Below are 17118 nucleotides of genomic sequence, written 5' to 3'. Positions count from 1 at the left end.
AAGAGGTGCCGGCAGAAATACCGGCACCTCCTTCTGCTTGTATACATGAGTTTAATGGGTTTATATATTTAGTGTTTTATAGAGACAGTACCTCATAGTAAAGCCGGTGACAGCAATGCTTAGACGAAAAGGAAGTAGGAGGTGAACAGAATGCAGAGAGCATACATGATCGGGTGAACTTCTTTCAATCGCTTTTGAGAAATCAGTGCTAAAGGATAGAGTATAAAGCCTAGTGCAATTCCAGTAGCAATACTAAAAGTCAACGGCATCATCAGGATCGTGATGAAGGATGGAATCACGATTTCCATGCGGCTCCAGTTGATTTTGCTCATCTCTGTTGCCATCAACGCGCCGACAATGATCAACGCTGGTGCTGTTACTTCTGGTGTAATCACTCCTAGAATCGGAGAGAAAAACAACGCGATAAAGAAGCAGGCGGAAATGATGATGGATGTGAAACCGGTTCTTCCTCCTACGGCAATACCTGCAGAGGATTCAACAAAGGTAGCAGTTGTTGAAGTGCCCAGTACGGCTCCGATGACTCCGGAAGTTGAATCGGCCAGGAGTGCTCGCCCTGCATTAGGTATTTGGTTGTTTTTCATCAATCCAGCCTGGCTTGCCACCGCAATCAACGCACCAGCAGTATCGAAGAAAGCAACAAACAAGAAAGTGAAAATAACAGTCAATACTTGAGGAGTCAAAATATCTCCTAAGTGATAGAAAACCACTCCAAAAGTTGGTTCAAGGCTTGGGACTTTTCCGACAAACGAATCCGGGATGCCGATCAAACCGGCAATCATTCCGATCATAGTTGTAATGACCATTCCTATGAAGATGGCACCATGAACGCCCCTGACAAGCATTAAAACGGTAATAACAAATCCTCCGACTGCAAGTCCTGTCAAAGGAGACGCCAACTGACCAATAGATACGAATGTGTCAGGATTGGCTACAATAATTCCAGCGTTCTTCAATCCGATAAAAGCAATGAAAAAGCCGATCCCCGCCGCTATTGCGTGTTTCAAATCCTGAGGAATGACATTAATGATTTTTTCGCGAATTTTCATCAAGCTTAAAATCATAAATATGATCCCTGCCACAAATACACCTGTAAGAGCTACTTCCCAATCGATTCCCATCCCAATGCAAACAGAAAAGGTAAAGAATGAATTCAACCCCATGCTGGGGGCTATCCCGATTGGGTAATTGGCCAAGATCCCGATAAGTAAGGTACCTGCAATAGCAGAAAGGGCAGTAGCCGTAAATAATGCTCCTTTATCCATTCCAGCCTGACTTAAAATGACAGGGTTGACCACTAATATATAGGCCATAGATAAAAAGGTGGTGATTCCTGCCAGTGTTTCTTGTTTGTAGGACGTTGCCCGTTCTTCAAACTGAAAAAATTTTTTCATGATGTATGACCTCCTGATGTCTTAAAGTGATAAGTTGAACCATTAAGTATTTTGATAGACATAGCGATTGTTTAATAAGAGCCCTTAAATTATCAGGAAAGTGAATTCCCTTGAGTGCCATGCAGCTAAACAGCTCGATAATATTTCAATAGAACAACACAAAAAAGCTCTGTCAGCAAATCAGCTGCCAGAGCAATTATCCATAAGAATAGAAATAATTATAAAATCATTACTATCCTTGTAGACAAGCTATTTAAGGTAGCTGGTAGAAACGCTCAGGCCGAATTCCTGAACTTATACAAGGTGTTATTATTCAAATATAATAGTAGTCATCTTACCAACATAAAAATTAACCGTCAATAGAGAAAGAAATAATCAATTTATTGAAATTATTCCAGCGGTACTTACGCTGGATGAGGGACTGCTTCTCAATATAGATTAAAGTGCTGAAGGAGCAGCAGCTGGCATTTAGTAAGTTTACTCCAAAAGAATCAAGGGAATTTAGAACAACACCAAATGTTTATAGTTCAGTTTCGTACCGTTAGCAGCTAGTGCTTATGGTACCGTTCTTTCGGGCTTGAATAAATTCGTACCCTTTCTGATCATGCATAATATTCATAGGGCCTTAATAGACTATCAATAGAGTCTCCAAAAAATACCTTCTTTGATGAGGATTAAACTTCCAGATAAACATAATATAATTATAATAAATTAACTGCTTCACTACATATTGCTTTAACAGGATGAAGAAAGGGGGACGGTATGTTGAAGGAAACATTGAATTTTGATAGTGAGGGATATCCTTTTGTAATGTTCTCAATGTCCCATTTGATGGCTATTGGGACTTCTATTATGATTATGGTGCTTTTTTACCTGGCTCGAGACCGGATTATAGCTCATGGAAGACAGTTGATCAGACACCTATTGATTGCATTGCTTATATTCGGAGAGGTGTCATTTCAGTATTGGTATTTCATCAATGACCGCTGGGATACCGCCATAAATCTTCCTTTTCAGCTTTGCTCTCTGTCACTCTATTTGTGCACTTTCATGCTGCTGACGAGAAGCTATCGAATCTTTGAAATCAGTTTTTTTGTGAGCATGACAGGTGCTTTCGTTGCTATTTTAACACCGGAATTATTCTATGGTTTTCCTCACTTTCGCTATTTCCAGTTTTTCATAGCACATATTGCGATCATCCTTTCCTGCTTATATATGGTATGGATTGAAGGATATAGAGCCACCTACTCATCTGTCTTAAAGTCGCTTGCGGCTCTGAATATCATCGCATTCTTTGTTTTTTTAATTAATATAGCTATAGATGCAAATTATATGTTTCTTCTTCATAAGCCTGTAAATGCGAGCCCTATCGACTTGCTGGGCCCTTATCCATGGTATATCCTTTCTTTGGAAGCTGTAGCGTTCATCCTGTTTTCTCTATTGTATTTGCCTTTTCATCTGTCTAAGAAAAAGGAGATGGTAAAGGAGTTTTAAAGGGCGGTACTGATACTGGTTCAATTAAAGAGCTCAAATTGCAGTAAAAGAAAGGTACTCTTTGTAGAAGAGCAGAGGAAAGAACAACTCTTTCTTATCTGCTCCGCGCTTCGACTTTTTATTTTTGCAGCAATTTTTATTTGCCATAGAGACTCTTCGTAAATCTCTTCGTTCCTTCGGGAAGAAAAGATTTTTTTTTGAAGGCTTTTTTTAAAAAGTTGTTGCTTTTAAATGTTTTCTTATCCTCCTCCTCCTAGAACGGAAATCCATTTCTTTTAAAGCAGTCATCACTATTTTCTAAGACAGCTCATAAAGTGCCGGTGAGTCAAGCTGTTAAACTCTGTATATTTTTTATTCCGAAAAATCAGTAAATAATTGTATAATATACATATATTACTTAAGCGGGGGTATTGCATTGAAAGAATGGAGAGGTGCTGCGGCTATATGCTTAAACGAAAAACAGGAAATACTTGTGGTGAGAGGAATGGGAACAGATATATGGAGTGTGCCCTCTGGAGGAATTGAAGCAGGTGAATCGCCTGAAGAGTGCTGTATCCGTGAGGTAAAGGAAGAAACAGGCTGCGAAGTAGAAATTGTAAGAGAGTTAAAGGTCAAACAAACAGAAATCAAAGGCATTGCCGTTACGACTTATTATTTTCTTGTGGATATAACTGGCGGTAAATTAGAGGTCGATGATCCTGATCTCAATATAGAAGAAGCCTGCTGGAAATCATTCGAAGAGTTCGAAAGTCTGCCACAGATGTATGCTGAGGATCTGCCTTTGTTCAAGAGTGTCTCACACTCTTTCAATACAATTACATAACTATCCTGGAAGCCTCATTGAGGGCTTCTTTTTTAAGTTGCAATTCTTACGACCCGTAAACTGAATAGAATTAAGGAAAATTTATGAGAAACTGTAACCATTTTCAGTTAACGAACGACTAATGTGCAGGACGCCAGGGGGGATGGAATTGAAGGAGCCAGACTTAAACGAATTATACGAATCCTGCTTCTATGATGTTTACCACTATTTATTGTATTTCACAAATAGCCATACAGATGCAGAAGATTTGACTCAGGAAACGTTTATCAAGGTTTTTAAGAGCTATAATCGTTTTGAGCACCGTTCATCGATTAATACGTGGATTCTTTCCATCGCAAGAAGAACAGCGGTTGATCATTACAGAAAAAGAAAAATAATTTCCGTATTGCCAGAAATTATTGCGGGTCTGGAAAAAAGCAACCGGTGGAATCCTGATAAAGAATTGGAGCGGATGGATGATTGGCAAACTTTGCAAAAATCGTTATCAACTTTAAAACCTGATTTTCGGAATGTAGTTATTTTGAGAGGGCTGAAAGAGTATTCGGTTAAAGAAACGGCAGAAATACTGAGTTGGAAAGAGTCCAAGGTGAAAGTTTATTTTCACCGGGCTATCAAACATTTAAAGAAACAATTGTCAGAATCCAATGAAGGAGTGGTGATATTACATGAAAAAAAGAGAGGTTGATCATTTCCTTCAGCCTTTAAAAAATAGGCCTGACTCCAATCCTCGTAAAGGATTTCAAGAGGAACTTCATCATCGGCTGATCAGCGGACAATTGAAAGCACAGAAAACTAGACATCATTCTTTGCTGCCCAATTTGGCGGCTGCCCTTCTATTAGTGGTGGCTGCAGTGTTTATTAGCAGAGAAATTATCCTGTCAGACCAGCAGCCGGATTTAACTGCAGCCACGGATAATCAAGACGTGCCAATCTCTGAAAGCATAGCAGACATAACGGAAAAAGAAGCAGTAGAACTGATCGGAACGGCTTTTGCTCACTACTCTATTGTCGTGAATGGCGGAGGTCCGAATATGGGTGATGTATTTAAATACGACGGAATGGAATATCGCTATATGGGAGACGACTTCCAATCAAAAGGTGAAGTACTTTCCTTCTTACAGGAAAAATATTCAGAGGAAATTTCATCAGCGATCTTTGCAGAAATTCCCTTTAGAATGGTGAATGATAAGCTCGCACAGCCTAATAAATTGATCAGCGGCGACCTGCTTTGGGCGGATGGTGAAATACTGAGCTATAAAAAAGACGGACAGAAAGCCCGGAGAATTGAATACAAAGTTCAACGAGAGAACAGTGAAAACTTTTCAATATTTGAACTGACACTTCGTTATGAAGATGGGTGGAAACTGGATGAAAAGCTGCCATTTTCTTATGGAGATAATCTGGGAAGCTCAAATGAACAAGGTACGGAGATTCCCTATGATTCGTTTTCATTAACAGAATCCGAGCAAGCGATTTATGATTATTTCTCGGCTGATTTTAATGAAGAACACCTTCGCAATCTTGATCCTGTCAGCATAGCAAAGCTTTATGTGCAAGCAGGGCTCGAAAATAACCATGAGGCAGAATATGCATTATTCACAGACAGGGAAGAGTATGTTAGATGGACTAAGGAAGAACATTTAGAAATATCGCTTAAAGAGGAAGTTTCTCAAAAAGAACTTCTCAACATCTTTAATGGTATACAAAACGGGAAGTTCATAGAAAAAAATAAAAATCACGGTTATGTCGAGTTCAACAACAATGGCTTGAAGGGCTTTCAGATGGTGAAAGATAAAGATGGAATATGGAATGTAGGATTCATGCCGATTCAATAATGCAAGGACCGGTCATAACTTGGCCGGTCCTTAACAATTATTAAGGAAAAAACTAGTAAGTGCTTCTTCAAAACTACCTATTTCAGTAGTAAGAACACTTAGTTACTGCAATAATAAAGCAAGCAGGACTATTATCAAATTTAGTAAAACCGAAAGAAATATATGGTAAAATAAAATAGAATTCTTATCTAGTTGAATGGGAACCAGTATTCTAAGCGATAATGCTCAGTACGAATTAGGTGTAAACATTATATTCCTTAAGAAAACGGTGTTTATGTTAAAGAGTATCTGGTTACTATCCATGCCTATTCGAAGTGGATGGGTACATGAAGCGGCCTAAGGATACCGCGGCTTAATCATAAAAATAGAGTTGCAGAAAGAAACATTACTTAAATATAATAGATAGGAAGATATATCCACATTTCCATTTTCACATCATATAGGCAAAAGCATAATTAGGGAGGGGGCTATTGAGTGAGCATTGAGAGTTTGACGCTGCTATCTTCAATACTGGTTATCAGTATTTCAATCTATCTTTTATTAAAGTACAGTCACCTCTTTAAAGAGACAAAGGCTGTCGTACTATATTCTTTTTCAGCATCCGTTATTACATGGGGAGTCATCTTCCTTTTGGCAGTTGAATATGGTCTGGGTGCAAATATAAGCAAGCCAGGCATGTCCATCCTGTTAATCAGCCTGTTTTCATTTACTATCCTGGCGTTCAGTCTTGTTTTTTATAACCTGAAAAATATAGAACAGGACAAAAATTCCTTAGGTTATTTCATAAGCAGTATCGTTGCGGGGGTTTTCCTGGTAGCCATTCAATGCAGTCTCTACCTGGAATTTACTGGTTTTGATACATATATCTTGAATAACACTCTTCTGTTCGCGGTACTTCATACCGTTATAACTTTATTTCTGCTTACCAGGGTGCTGCAGCAGGTCAGATTCGATCAGCTGCATTCGCCTGCAAAAGTTAAAAACGTATCTCTGGTGATCATCTCAATAATATGCGGCCATTCTTTATTTGGTTCTTTTATTACCGTTATAGAGGCATTCAGCTTGACGGTAAACTATGACTTGTTCAATGTAGAATATGTAAGTGCGATCCTGTTGTTTGCCATAACAGTGGCGCAGGGAGAGAGGCAATACCTGGATGAAAGGGCAAAGCTTAATTATTTGGCCTATCATGATTCTCTTACAGGCCTGTATAATCGCAGCTATATGCAGGAGAGCATCTCTAAAAAAACGGGAGAGTCAAGAAGTCCATTTCATGTATTACTGTTAGACCTGGATTATTTTAAGCATATTAATGATACACACGGCCATTTTTTCGGAGATGAAGTGCTGATAAAAGTTTCCTCCTTTATAAAAAGTAAGTTAGGCCCTCTTGATCGTGCAGGACGCTTGGGAGGGGATGAGTTCGTTATTTTTTACCACGAGGAAATGAACGAATTAACAGTAGAAGAATTTTGCGAAAGCATTTTGGATTACTTATCCAATCCGCTCATTATCAATGACCGTCAAATTACAGTGACGACTTCAATTGGTGTTGCTTCATACCCTGAAAATGCGGAGACTCCTGGAGAACTCTTAGTGAAGGCAGATATCAGCATGTATAAGACGAAAGGGGATGGACGTAACTCCTACACCATTTTCAACCGCCAGTTAGAGGAAGAATTCAACAAGGACATTACCTTACAGGCTGATTTAAGCAAGGCTCTTCTTAATAAGGAATTTGAAGTCTACTATCAGCCGGTTGTCAGCCTGAAGGATAAAAAAGTCGTCGGTTTTGAAGCGCTGCTTCGGTGGAACCACCCAGAAAAAGGGATGGTCAGTCCAGGGGAATTCATACATATAGCAGAGGAAACGGGAATGATTGTCTCCATAGGGGAATGGGTGGTCCGGGAGGCTTGCAGGCAGATCCATGACTGGAATAGGCAGCTGAATCAGGAATATACCATTTCTGTCAACCTGTCACTCAAACAATTTTCGAAGAAAGATATCTTTGAAGTGCTTTGGGAAATCATCACGGATTCAGGAATATCCCCTTCACTTGTGACGATCGAGATAACGGAATCCATGGCAATGGTCAATACTGCACATACCCTTTCTCTTTTAGAAAAATTCAGAGAAAACGGAATCGGAATTTCCATAGATGATTTGGGGACAGGATACAGCTCTCTCAGCTATTTAAAGGACTTTTCAATCCAGAGTATCAAGATCGATCGTTCATTCATTAAAAGTGTCAATGAGAGCGGAAAAGATGATGCGATTGTAAAAGCCATCATGTCCATCGCCGAAAATCTTGGGATAGAAGTAGTGGCAGAAGGTGTGGAGCTTCCCCAGCAGGAACATTTTCTACTAAGGGAGCAGTGCCGTTACGCACAAGGTTATCATTATAGCAGACCTCTCAATAGCAGCGATTTGCTGAAATACCTCGAAGGAAACAGCCTTGTACTTACATCTGATCCTGCACTGACTTCGTAGAAATGCACGAGAGAGATGGAAACAGGATAAAGTAGTAATTTGCTTTTGTAATCTGCCAATGTCTTAGACAGAGAGGTCTTTTCTCGCTGCGCGGAGAGAACTTCGCTTAACTTTTATGCTCCCCATTATAATGCGGGATTTCAAGCGAAGTTAACCAAAAGAGACTTATTATAAATGACTTGGACAAACGAAAAAAATAAATGTACTTTTGGCCCGTTAGATTCGGGCTTTTTTTTTATTTTCAGAAAACACTTCTTGTTTTGTGTAGTAATTTAAATTACTATTTAAAGTAAATAAGTAAAGAGGGTGTTAACTATGAAAACCAATTACTATGTTGAAACCGAAAGCCCATTCGATTTTGATGCTTTCCAAAAACAGTTTGAAGAGAAGCTGAATGAATTTAATGAAACTGACAATGTCTTTACCCTTAAGAGGATATTAGAGGAGATTAATGAATTGCGGTTTGAATATGAGGGAACTCAAAATCTTATCACTCTCCGCCATGTACAGGATTTTAATGATAGAGAAACATCTTCAGCCTGCCAGGAATTTATGTCAAGGGATACCGGTTATCAAAATTTAGTGACCCGGTATTATCAGGCTCTTCTTCTTTGTCCGCAGAAAGAGAAAATTGAAGAGAACTGGGGAAAAAAGATTTTCAGGCTTGCCGGATTGAAAGTTAACTCTTATCGGAAAGAGATTGAAAGAGAGATCGATCTTGAAGTTAAGCTTATGGAAGAGTACTCAACATTACTTGGTACGGCTGAAGTGGAATTTCAGGGAGAACACTTGCCATTATCCGCTCTGGGAAAGTATATGGCTAGTCCAGACAGGATGATAAGAAAACAGGCATGGGAAGCCAGAACAGAATTTTTTGAAAAGAATGGAGGTAAGTTTGATGACATTTTAGATAAGTTAATCACTGTGAGAAATGAAATCTCTCTTAAGTTAGGAAGAAAGAACTTCGTAGAAGTCGGATACGAACGGATGAACAGGACGGATTTTACACCCTTTGATTTAGAGAATTATAGAAAACAAATCAGGAAATATGGAGTTGGGTTTGCTTTCTCTTTGAGAGAGAGGCAAAAGTCCAGTCTGGGTGTTGAAAGATTAAAGTATTACGATGACAAAATAATGTTTAAGGAGGGCCCGCCCTCAATAAAGGTTAGTGAGAAGCAGTTCAGGGAAGGAATGCATAATTTGTTAAGAGATCTATCTGAAGAAACAAAAATATTTTCAAATGCTCTTTTCCAAGAGGGTCATTATGATTTCTATCCCAGAAAAGGCAAGAAGGGCGGGGGATATGCAACCTACCTGGGAAAAGAAAGAAAGCCGTTCATTTTTGCAAATCTTACAGGTACTTCAAATGATGTACGTGTCTTCACTCATGAAGCCGGGCACGCCTTTCAATTTTTTATGAGCAGCAGTATGAACTGTCCAGAATATATCATTCCAGTAGATTCTGCAGAGATTTTTGCTTTTGCAATGGAACGCTTTGCGTGGCCGTGGCTTGATCAATTTTTTAAAGAGGACACCTGGAAATATAAATACTCCCACATGGCTGAAGCCTTTATGTATATGCCGCTAGCCAATGCCGTGGATGAATTTGAACATTTCCTGTATGAAAAACCGCAAGCTTCTATAAGAGAAAGAAGGGAAAAGTGGAGAAAACTAGAGAAGAGCTACATGCCTGAATTAGATTATGACGGAAATAAGTATCTGGAGGATGGCGGGAGTTTTCACAGCATCGCTCACATATTTTTTAGTCCTTTTTATTTTATAGACTATGACCTGGCCCATACAGTGGCAGTGCAATTGATGAAAATGGCCCAAAAAGAACCAGCGGCTGCTTGGGAAAACTATCTTGAGATGTGTAAAGCTGGTGGAAGCAGGACACTGAAGGAGCATTGTCAGGCTGCAGGGCTGATAAGCCCTTTTGAAAAAGAGGCAATAACCGGTATAATCGAGTTCGCTGAAGAGTGGATAAATGGAAATCATAAATTGGAGAGTAAGAAAAAAAGTAAGAAAACATGAAATCCAATGAATGTGAGAATCCCTATTTTATTTCACTCTATGATAAAAGGGAAGCAAATGCTTCCCTTTAGGATCTAAAGAAGTTCTTTCACGGCTTTTTCAAGAGAGCCGAGTGTGTTGATGTCAGGGAGCTGGATTCCCAGCTGGATGATTTTCTGGGCCACATCAGGAAGAATTCCCGTAATGATTACCTTGATTCCGAGTAATTTTAAGGCCTCTGCAATTTTTACGACTTCAGAAGCCACCATATCATCCATCATCGTGACGCCTGAAAGGTCAATGATTAAATGTGAGAGCCGGTATTGGGAAGCCTTAGTTAAGGTTTTTTCAAGAATGATCTGTGCCCTTTCTCCATCAATATCACCAATCAGAGGCAATATTGCAACACTTTCAAAGATTTTAACAACGGGAGAAGAAATACGGAGGAATTCTTCCTTTGTATTCTTCAAAATATTTTCATGATATTTAACGTAACTCAAACCGAATATCAAAATGGCATCGTCTAGTAATGGATCTATAATGGATGCTGCATCGAAAACGGTTTCAAGAGATAAATCATTTTCCAAGGCTATTTCACGGATATACTTCCAGATATATTTTCTATACAATTTAGAAGTGCTGAGAGTGCTCTTCATCGGTGCATTGGATTTGATAGCAGCCTGTCCGGCGAATTCAGCCCAGTGAGCAATGTCTTCCTTCAATGTATCTGGATTATCATGCTGCAGTGCTTGAGAAAGAAGGTGAATGAACTTTGCCCGGCCTTCAAGCAGTTCTTGTACGATAGATTCATCAAGATCTAACTCTTGATAAGGCTTTATATCTGTAATTTCTCTAGCGATGTTATATTTATTCTCAATTAATTTTTCAGATAATAACGCTAATTGATCCATGTCTTTACCCCATTAGTATTTAAGTAATAAGATTCCTAGTTAATAGTACATAAGAATCCAAGTACATTCAAATGAAATGCCTTATATAAAGGGAAGCCCTTATTAAAATAGGGGAAATACTGTACCTGTTCAGGATGCAGGTTAGAGGAAGGGGAATTATAGTCTGTTCCTAACGAAAAGAACCTCATTAAGAAATTCCTCCAGGGGGAATTGTAAGCTCCGGAAAGGATTACAGGAACGATTACTAAAAAGGGCATTTGGTCCTGGTTCGCCTAAGGGTCCAGGACCAATGATATTAGAGAACCTCAGTCTTGTCTTCCCGAGGGCGGTCCAGTTTCATTCGCTCCAATTCCAATTTCATCATTTCAGTTTCCATGACAAAGTTCTCTTGTTTCAGTTTTTCTAACTTAAGTTCATCTTTTAATAAGGCCTGCTTGTACTTATAGCTTTTTTGAAAATGATCGCTAATGATGGCTATAATCGGGATGGAAAAAATCATGACAACAGCGATGGTGCCTGTCATAATACCCCTCCTTACAATAAGATTATTGTTGAATGTATTTTCTATTATATAGTTATTTTATCTGAATTAATAGATTATTATCTCGGCCTGGGGACTGTGTTTTGAAGAGGCGGAGGTCCTGAATTTATCTTACAAAGGTTATATAAAATAGCATCAAAGTTTACAAAAAAGCCTAAAAAATGAAAATAAATAATAGCCTAATGCATTCCTTGTAATGTTATACGAACGACATGCTAAAAAAGTTTCGCAGATTTTCGAATAACTTCTATTCCAAGCAATAAGAAGTCTCTTTAAAGCGCTCTTCTCACTATATTTGTGGCTGAATCAAAGTAGTGACATTTACAATCCACCCGGTTGACAGCCCGAGACCGGCGCCCGCTTGAAGCTGAAATCCACTGCTTTTAACGCTAAATCTTTTAGTAAAAAAGCCGTTAAAAAAGGATATTCGATTGTATCTATAGAAATATTAAATGCTTCTGAAATTAAAAGCTTCTCTAATAAGGCAGAAATTGTCAGTAAATAGGACAGAAATGGAATGGTGTATGACATGACAAGAGGAAAAATAATTTTGTTAAATGGAGTATCTAGTTCTGGAAAAAGCACTTTAGCACAAAAGATAATAGAAAAACTGCCCGATTATTTTCATCTTTCCATTGATGATTATGACTGTATTATCGAAAAGATGGAAGACCGTGAGAACCAAAGGTTGATCCCTGTTCCGACTGAGTGTTTTTTTCATAGAACTATGTCAATGTTTTCCGATAATGGAATAAACCTTGTTGTAGATCAAATTCTTTTTAATGAAGAAACACAAGAAGACTGTTATCAAACGTTAAAGGATTATCCAGTATTGTTTGTCGGGGTGCATTGTCCTGCAATTGAGCTGGAAAGAAGGGAAATGACCAGGCGAGACAGGCCGCTTGGACAAGCGTGCGGCCAACTATCCTATGTTCATCAGCAACAAGAGGAGTACGACATTGAGATTGACACAAACAATGATGATTTGGAGAAAGCCGTTCAGTTAATCAAAGAGAGAATGGAAAATTTGGGTGAAGCTACTGGCTGGAAAAACTCAGTGGAAGAATATTTTAATCAGAAGATTGAGAAATGCCAATCCTAAGAGAGGCACTTTTCCATTATTTAAAAGAAGCAGTCCTTCTTAGGCCTTGCTGAGTAGAACTGCTTAACTCATAGACAATTATATTTCTCTTTTCATTATAAATGGGTTGCGACATTGGCATACTTTAAGTAGTATAGAAAAGTAGAAAAAGGCAAGTATTTTGAAATGAGGGTTTACAATGGAAAAAGTTTCTATATATGGATTAACAATAGATCAATTGACGTCTTGGATTGTTGAAAAGGGCGAAAAGAAATTCCGTGCTTCTCAGATTTGGGACTGGCTATATAAAAAGCGCGTAACAAGCTTCTCTGATATGAAAAATATCGGCGGGCAGCTGACTGCCTTGCTGGAAGAGAATTTTCACCTAGGTACGCTTCAGCAGGAAATCAAACAGGAATCTAAAGACGGCACAATCAAGTTCCTGTTCAAGCTGGAAGATGGAAACCTGATAGAGACGGTTTTAATGAAGTTTAATTATGGATACTCCGTTTGTGTTACAACCCAAGTCGGCTGTAATATAGGTTGTTCTTTTTGTGCGAGCGGTCTGCTGAGAAAAAATCGGGATCTATCAAGCGGGGAAATCGTCGAGCAGATCATGAATGTCCAGCATCACCTTGACGCAAAAGGAAACGATGACAGGGTCAGCCATATCGTTGTGATGGGAATCGGCGAACCCTTTGATAATTATAATAATTTGATGGACTTCCTTCGTGTAGTGAATGATCAAAAAGGATTATCAATTGGAGCCAGACATATCACAGTGTCAACAAGCGGTCTCGCTAATAGAATCTATGATTGGGCAGATGAAAATATCCAAGTCAATTTGGCAGTATCTTTGCACGCGCCAAATAATGAACTCAGGTCCAGAATCATGAAAATCAATAAAGCTTATCCGCTTGAAAAGCTGATGCCGGCTATTGATTATTATTTGGAGAAGACAAACAGAAGAATTACTTTTGAGTACATTCTGTTGAAGGATGTTAATGATCATAAAGAAGAAGCTCTCCAGCTTGCGAAGCTTCTGAAAAGCAAAAAACATCTTTCTTACGTGAATTTAATTCCTTATAATCCAGTTGATGAACACGGCCAATACCAGCGCAGTACCAAAGAAGCCATTGTAGAATTCTATGGTACACTAATGGATCAGGGAATTAACTGTGGTGTCCGTACTGAACACGGAACAGATATCGATGCAGCATGCGGACAGCTGCGAAGTAAGCAGATTAAGAAAGATCAAGACAGAGTGCGTTCTTGACAGAGATTATACACTTTAAAGAGCCAACAGCTTAAGCTGCTGGCTCTTTTTAGTTATATGAACAAGTGCAAAGCGATGAAGAAGATGTATCCAGGCCGGCTTAATGAGGACATGAACTAGTGGAAAAGGAGAAGGAGAAGGAGATGTATCCAAGCAGACAATATGAGGGCATGAATATGTGAAAAAGGAGAATAAGATGAACCCAAGCTGGATCTTAAAACAGAATTCCAGCACATATTGAAAAAGCTGTGTTTCTGCACAGAAACCTTCCTGAAAACTCATAACTGATTAACTCTGAATTAGAAGGTTGTAAGAGCATGTTTTCAAGTAAAAAACAAAATATTCCCCATAAACAGAAAGTTACATTATAATGTCTTTATATAATTGGGTCTTTTGCATATAAAAGTTTAGGCTTTGTAAAACTATTACTGTTAATGACGCTCCATAATGTCCTGAAACTGACGGCTCATTTTGTCCTGAACTTGACGGATTTATTGCCTATTAAAGATACAGAAGGGAGGCTTGTGAGGCCTCCCCAAAACATCTATAAATCTACCTCATAGGTTTCATTTTGCTTCAAATAAAAACGGACTTCGTGACTGCCGGTGATAATGTACCAATCTCTGCCGAGCTCAAGCCTGCATGACAACACCTTTCCATAACCAAGATTCAGCTCGAACCATTCGCCACACCTCAGTTTGTAACCNTGTTAATGACGCTCCATAATGTCCTGAAACTGACGGCTCATTTTGTCCTGAACTTGACGGATTTATTGCCTATTAAAGATACAGAAGGGAGGCTTGTGAGGCCTCCCCAAAACATCTATAAATCTACCTCATAGGTTTCATTTTGCTTCAAATAAAAACGGACTTCGTGACTGCCGGTGATAATGTACCAATCTCTGCCGAGCTCAAGCCTGCATGACAACACCTTTCCATAACCAAGATTCAGCTCGAACCATTCGCCACACCTCAGTTTGTAACCTTTTTGATCTCCCCAATTAACAATCCAACAATCAAGTGTCTCATCAAAGTACATACTCTTCCAACGGCTTTTCTTCATGCAAGTTCTCCTTCAATCACCTTCTTGACCATACGGTCATCAATGATTCTTGAGCCGTTTTGAGCTGCGAACAGAAGACAATGTGTCGCCAGTTTATTGATCAGTCGTGATGCACCACTTGAATAGCTGAAAATCTCATCCAGGGCTAGATCACTAAAAATATCTCGTTCAACACCTGCATAGCTTAAATGCTTATTCATATATTGCTCTGTTTCTGCTCTGTCAAGATGATCAAGCTTAAACTGGATATCAATGCGCTGACGGATTGCTGCGAAGGACTGAAGCTGAAGGCGATCCCAAAGCTCAGTCTGTCCCACCATAATCAATGCCATGGGACTTTGCGCATCCATACGGAAATTTAAAAGGAAACGTACTTCCTCTAACATTTCACGATCAAGCAGATGGGCTTCATCGACCACAACCACAGGCGTTATCTTGTGAATGCCTTTCATCAATTCGATTTCACGATGTAATTGGCGCTTGGCATCACCTCTGTAGAACTTTGCTTCGAGGCCCAACTGTTCTAACATTCCTTTATAGAAGTGACGTGGTGTCAACTTAGAATCTGATAAATAGATCAGCTTGAAATGAGATGGATCTAGTTGATCTGTAAATCTGCGAATAGCTGTCGTTTTTCCAAGCCCACACTCACCAGTCATGATAGCGAAAAGCTGACGTTCTGCGGCATAGTTCAGTCGTCCAATAATCTCTTCGAGCTGAGTAGATTCATATAGTTCAGTCGTTGGAATGCTGCGAGAAAATGGCGTATGGCGCATCTCAAAGAAGGACTCAAACATGACTCGTTCCCCCTTTGTTGATATGACGGAAACTCACGGCTGGGACAGAAGGTGTAATGGCGGCAGCCTTTCTTGCCTGGTTAGGTTTTTTAGCTCCCTGAAGAAGTCTTGAAGAACCGGCAGGTTCCTTTATCATCTTCTCCGGAAGAGATGGTCTTTTTCCTGTTCTCTCTGAAATCACCATTCTTTTTGCTTTCCAACTATCAAAACCCGGATAATCTACGGTTAATTCAGTAGTGTCTTTAGGGTCATAGGTAATTTCAACTTTACATCCAACGAAATTGATACCCACTTCATATTTTTCATCCTGAAAACTGATGCAGCCGGCTTTATCGACTTTCCTTGTTTCTGAATGCAGGAATGCGTGAGCGAGCTCTTCTGCAGAAACGTGGCGAATGGGCGTACCTTCACTGCGATAAGCTTCTAATGGTGTGATGTTTTTCTCTAAAGCTGAGTGCGGCTTATGAAGATAACGCTCATCAAGCCATACACCTAACCATTGATTTAACGCTTCAATTGTTTGAGGGTTTTCTAGTTTCACCTCGTTTAAAAACTCTTCGAATGTTCGATTAAAACGTTCTACTTTACCAGTCGATTCAGGCGAGTAAGGACGGGCATATAGAAGCCGTGTCCCTAACTTGGAACAGGTTCTGGCCATCCATTTCGTCCGGTACTGCTTACCGTTATCAAAGTAAACACTTTCAGGAACCCCATGCTTTCTGACAGCTTCACGAAAAGCATCTTCAACACAACGAGCATCAAGCATAGGATAGAATGCCACGTGAAGAGGAAATCGAGTCGCGTCGTCTAAAAAAGCTACCATATATACCTGTTTTTTCGTACCGTTCGGTCCAATCGGTAAATAAGGTCCATATTTAATATCAGAGTGCCATAAGGCATTACGACAACGCTTCTGAAAACGTCGGGCTGCTCCAGATGTTTCATGATACATCTTCATTTGCCGTGAACTATAACCACGTTTTGCGAGACGCTCCTGCAGTGTTGATCGTTTCAGTACACCTTTTTCTACAAGGCCATCCCACTCGAGGATTTGAATAATGGAGGCAATACTCCTACTTGGCACTTCACGTCTCAGTAAAATAGCCTGTTCAAGCACTTGATCCTGTAATTCTTCTGGAACTGAACGATAAGGTTTTTGTTTTAGACCCTCAAAGCCTTTTTCTTTAAACTGCGAGATATAGCGTCGAATGGTGCGTTCTGAAAGTCCGTGCCTCAGACAGATTTGCTTGATGAGTCTTCCTCGCTCCTGCTTATCCAATTCTTCATCTAATAACGGCGCAATCATTTGAAAGCGATTCGTCGCCTTTTCATCTGCTTTAGTTCTATCCATTGTTAACACTCCTTTTTTCTTGATAATTGAAG

At 39.5% G+C, this 17118-nt stretch carries 15 protein-coding genes and 1 riboswitch; of the genes, 8 read left to right on the top strand and 7 right to left on the bottom strand.

What is annotated here, in order from left to right:
- Positions 1-119 precede the first annotated feature (119 nt).
- Positions 120-1412 carry an NCS2 family permease gene (locus tag FZC79_RS00540; RefSeq protein WP_148944963.1) on the bottom strand — a complete coding sequence of 431 codons (1293 nt, stop codon included), beginning with the start codon at positions 1410-1412 and terminating at the stop codon, positions 120-122.
- Between the two features lie 221 nt (positions 1413-1633).
- Positions 1634-1734, bottom strand: a riboswitch (purine riboswitch).
- 440 nt (positions 1735-2174) lie between these two features.
- Here FZC79_RS00540 and FZC79_RS00535 point away from each other — a divergent pair.
- From FZC79_RS00535 to FZC79_RS00510, 6 genes are all read left to right on the top strand, one after another.
- Positions 2175-2906, top strand: coding sequence for a YwaF family protein (locus FZC79_RS00535; protein ID WP_148944962.1), 732 nt, complete (start codon positions 2175-2177; stop codon positions 2904-2906).
- A 415-nt stretch (positions 2907-3321) separates the two neighbouring features.
- Positions 3322-3729 (top strand): NUDIX hydrolase, encoded by a 408-nt coding sequence (locus FZC79_RS00530; protein ID WP_187442595.1) that lies wholly within the window; start codon positions 3322-3324, stop codon positions 3727-3729.
- Positions 3730-3871: 142 nt separating this feature from the next.
- The gene (locus FZC79_RS00525; RefSeq protein WP_252183213.1) at positions 3872-4414 is read left to right on the top strand and encodes an RNA polymerase sigma factor; all 543 of its coding nucleotides are present in this window, start codon (positions 3872-3874) and stop codon (positions 4412-4414) included.
- A complete protein-coding gene (locus FZC79_RS00520) occupies positions 4395-5564 on the top strand; it encodes a DL-endopeptidase inhibitor IseA family protein (protein ID WP_148944959.1) in 1170 nt (389 codons plus the stop codon). The genes FZC79_RS00525 and FZC79_RS00520 overlap by 20 nt, the downstream gene beginning before the upstream one ends.
- 474 nt (positions 5565-6038) lie before the next feature.
- Positions 6039-8054: a putative bifunctional diguanylate cyclase/phosphodiesterase gene (locus tag FZC79_RS00515; protein WP_148944958.1), complete on the top strand. Its 2016-nt coding sequence runs from the start codon at positions 6039-6041 to the stop codon at positions 8052-8054.
- 315 nt (positions 8055-8369) lie between these two features.
- The gene (locus tag FZC79_RS00510; RefSeq protein WP_148944957.1) at positions 8370-10088 is read left to right on the top strand and encodes a M3 family oligoendopeptidase; all 1719 of its coding nucleotides are present in this window, start codon (positions 8370-8372) and stop codon (positions 10086-10088) included.
- Positions 10089-10162: 74 nt separating this feature from the next.
- Here FZC79_RS00510 and FZC79_RS00505 read toward each other — a convergent pair whose 3' ends face one another.
- Positions 10163-10978, bottom strand: a complete 816-nt coding sequence (locus tag FZC79_RS00505; protein WP_148944956.1) for an STAS domain-containing protein — start codon at positions 10976-10978, stop codon at positions 10163-10165.
- A gap of 295 nt (positions 10979-11273) precedes the next feature.
- Positions 11274-11501, bottom strand: a complete 228-nt coding sequence (locus tag FZC79_RS00500; protein ID WP_148944955.1) for a hypothetical protein — start codon at positions 11499-11501, stop codon at positions 11274-11276.
- 547 nt (positions 11502-12048) lie between these two features.
- On the opposite strand from FZC79_RS00500, the gene FZC79_RS00495 reads away from it, so the two are divergent.
- Both FZC79_RS00495 and rlmN read left to right on the top strand, forming a co-directional pair.
- Positions 12049-12621 (top strand): chloramphenicol phosphotransferase CPT family protein, encoded by a 573-nt coding sequence (locus FZC79_RS00495; protein ID WP_187442594.1) that lies wholly within the window; start codon positions 12049-12051, stop codon positions 12619-12621.
- Positions 12622-12799: 178 nt separating this feature from the next.
- Positions 12800-13876, top strand: a complete 1077-nt coding sequence (gene rlmN / locus FZC79_RS00490; protein WP_148944953.1) for a 23S rRNA (adenine(2503)-C(2))-methyltransferase RlmN — start codon at positions 12800-12802, stop codon at positions 13874-13876.
- 544 nt (positions 13877-14420) lie between these two features.
- On the opposite strand, the gene FZC79_RS22895 is transcribed toward rlmN, so the two are convergent.
- The 4 genes from FZC79_RS22895 to FZC79_RS00475 form a co-directional block, all read right to left on the bottom strand.
- Positions 14421-14573, bottom strand: coding sequence for a DUF5348 domain-containing protein (locus tag FZC79_RS22895; RefSeq protein ID WP_187442619.1), 153 nt, complete (start codon positions 14571-14573; stop codon positions 14421-14423).
- 125 nt (positions 14574-14698) lie between these two features.
- Positions 14699-14938, bottom strand: coding sequence for a DUF5348 domain-containing protein (locus FZC79_RS00485; protein ID WP_113928799.1), 240 nt, complete (start codon positions 14936-14938; stop codon positions 14699-14701).
- Complete coding sequence (locus tag FZC79_RS00480; RefSeq protein ID WP_148942090.1) at positions 14935-15735, bottom strand: ExeA family protein; 801 nt, start codon at positions 15733-15735, stop codon at positions 14935-14937. Before FZC79_RS00480 ends, FZC79_RS00485 begins: the two co-directional genes overlap by 4 nt.
- Positions 15728-17086 (bottom strand): DDE-type integrase/transposase/recombinase, encoded by a 1359-nt coding sequence (locus FZC79_RS00475; protein WP_148944952.1) that lies wholly within the window; start codon positions 17084-17086, stop codon positions 15728-15730. The genes FZC79_RS00480 and FZC79_RS00475 overlap by 8 nt, the downstream gene beginning before the upstream one ends.
- Between the last annotated feature and the right edge of the window lie 32 nt (positions 17087-17118).

The sequence above is a fragment of the Rossellomorea vietnamensis genome, assembly GCF_008180615.1.
GTDB classification, from domain to species: Bacteria; Bacillota; Bacilli; order Bacillales; family Bacillaceae_B; genus Rossellomorea; species Rossellomorea vietnamensis_D.
Note: the sequence above shows the minus strand (reverse complement) of the source record. Positions and strands in the feature narration are given on the sequence as shown.

Excerpts from the sequence above, each read along its gene's own strand:
- rlmN (WP_148944953.1), top strand. The coding sequence starts at position 12,800 with ATGGAAAAAGTTTCTATATATGGATTAACAATAGATCAATTGACGTCT.
- FZC79_RS00500 (WP_148944955.1), bottom strand. The coding sequence starts at position 11,501 with ATGACAGGCACCATCGCTGTTGTCATGATTTTTTCCATCCCGATTATA.
- FZC79_RS00480 (WP_148942090.1), bottom strand. The coding sequence starts at position 15,735 with ATGTTTGAGTCCTTCTTTGAGATGCGCCATACGCCATTTTCTCGCAGC.
- FZC79_RS00540 (WP_148944963.1), bottom strand. The coding sequence starts at position 1,412 with ATGAAAAAATTTTTTCAGTTTGAAGAACGGGCAACGTCCTACAAACAA.
- FZC79_RS00505 (WP_148944956.1), bottom strand. The coding sequence starts at position 10,978 with ATGGATCAATTAGCGTTATTATCTGAAAAATTAATTGAGAATAAATAT.
- FZC79_RS00510 (WP_148944957.1), top strand. The coding sequence starts at position 8,370 with ATGAAAACCAATTACTATGTTGAAACCGAAAGCCCATTCGATTTTGAT.
- FZC79_RS00495 (WP_187442594.1), top strand. The coding sequence starts at position 12,049 with ATGACAAGAGGAAAAATAATTTTGTTAAATGGAGTATCTAGTTCTGGA.
- FZC79_RS00485 (WP_113928799.1), bottom strand. The coding sequence starts at position 14,938 with ATGAAGAAAAGCCGTTGGAAGAGTATGTACTTTGATGAGACACTTGAT.
- FZC79_RS00525 (WP_252183213.1), top strand. The coding sequence starts at position 3,872 with ATGGAATTGAAGGAGCCAGACTTAAACGAATTATACGAATCCTGCTTC.
- FZC79_RS00520 (WP_148944959.1), top strand. The coding sequence starts at position 4,395 with ATGAAAAAAAGAGAGGTTGATCATTTCCTTCAGCCTTTAAAAAATAGG.
- FZC79_RS00475 (WP_148944952.1), bottom strand. The coding sequence starts at position 17,086 with ATGGATAGAACTAAAGCAGATGAAAAGGCGACGAATCGCTTTCAAATG.
- FZC79_RS00535 (WP_148944962.1), top strand. The coding sequence starts at position 2,175 with ATGTTGAAGGAAACATTGAATTTTGATAGTGAGGGATATCCTTTTGTA.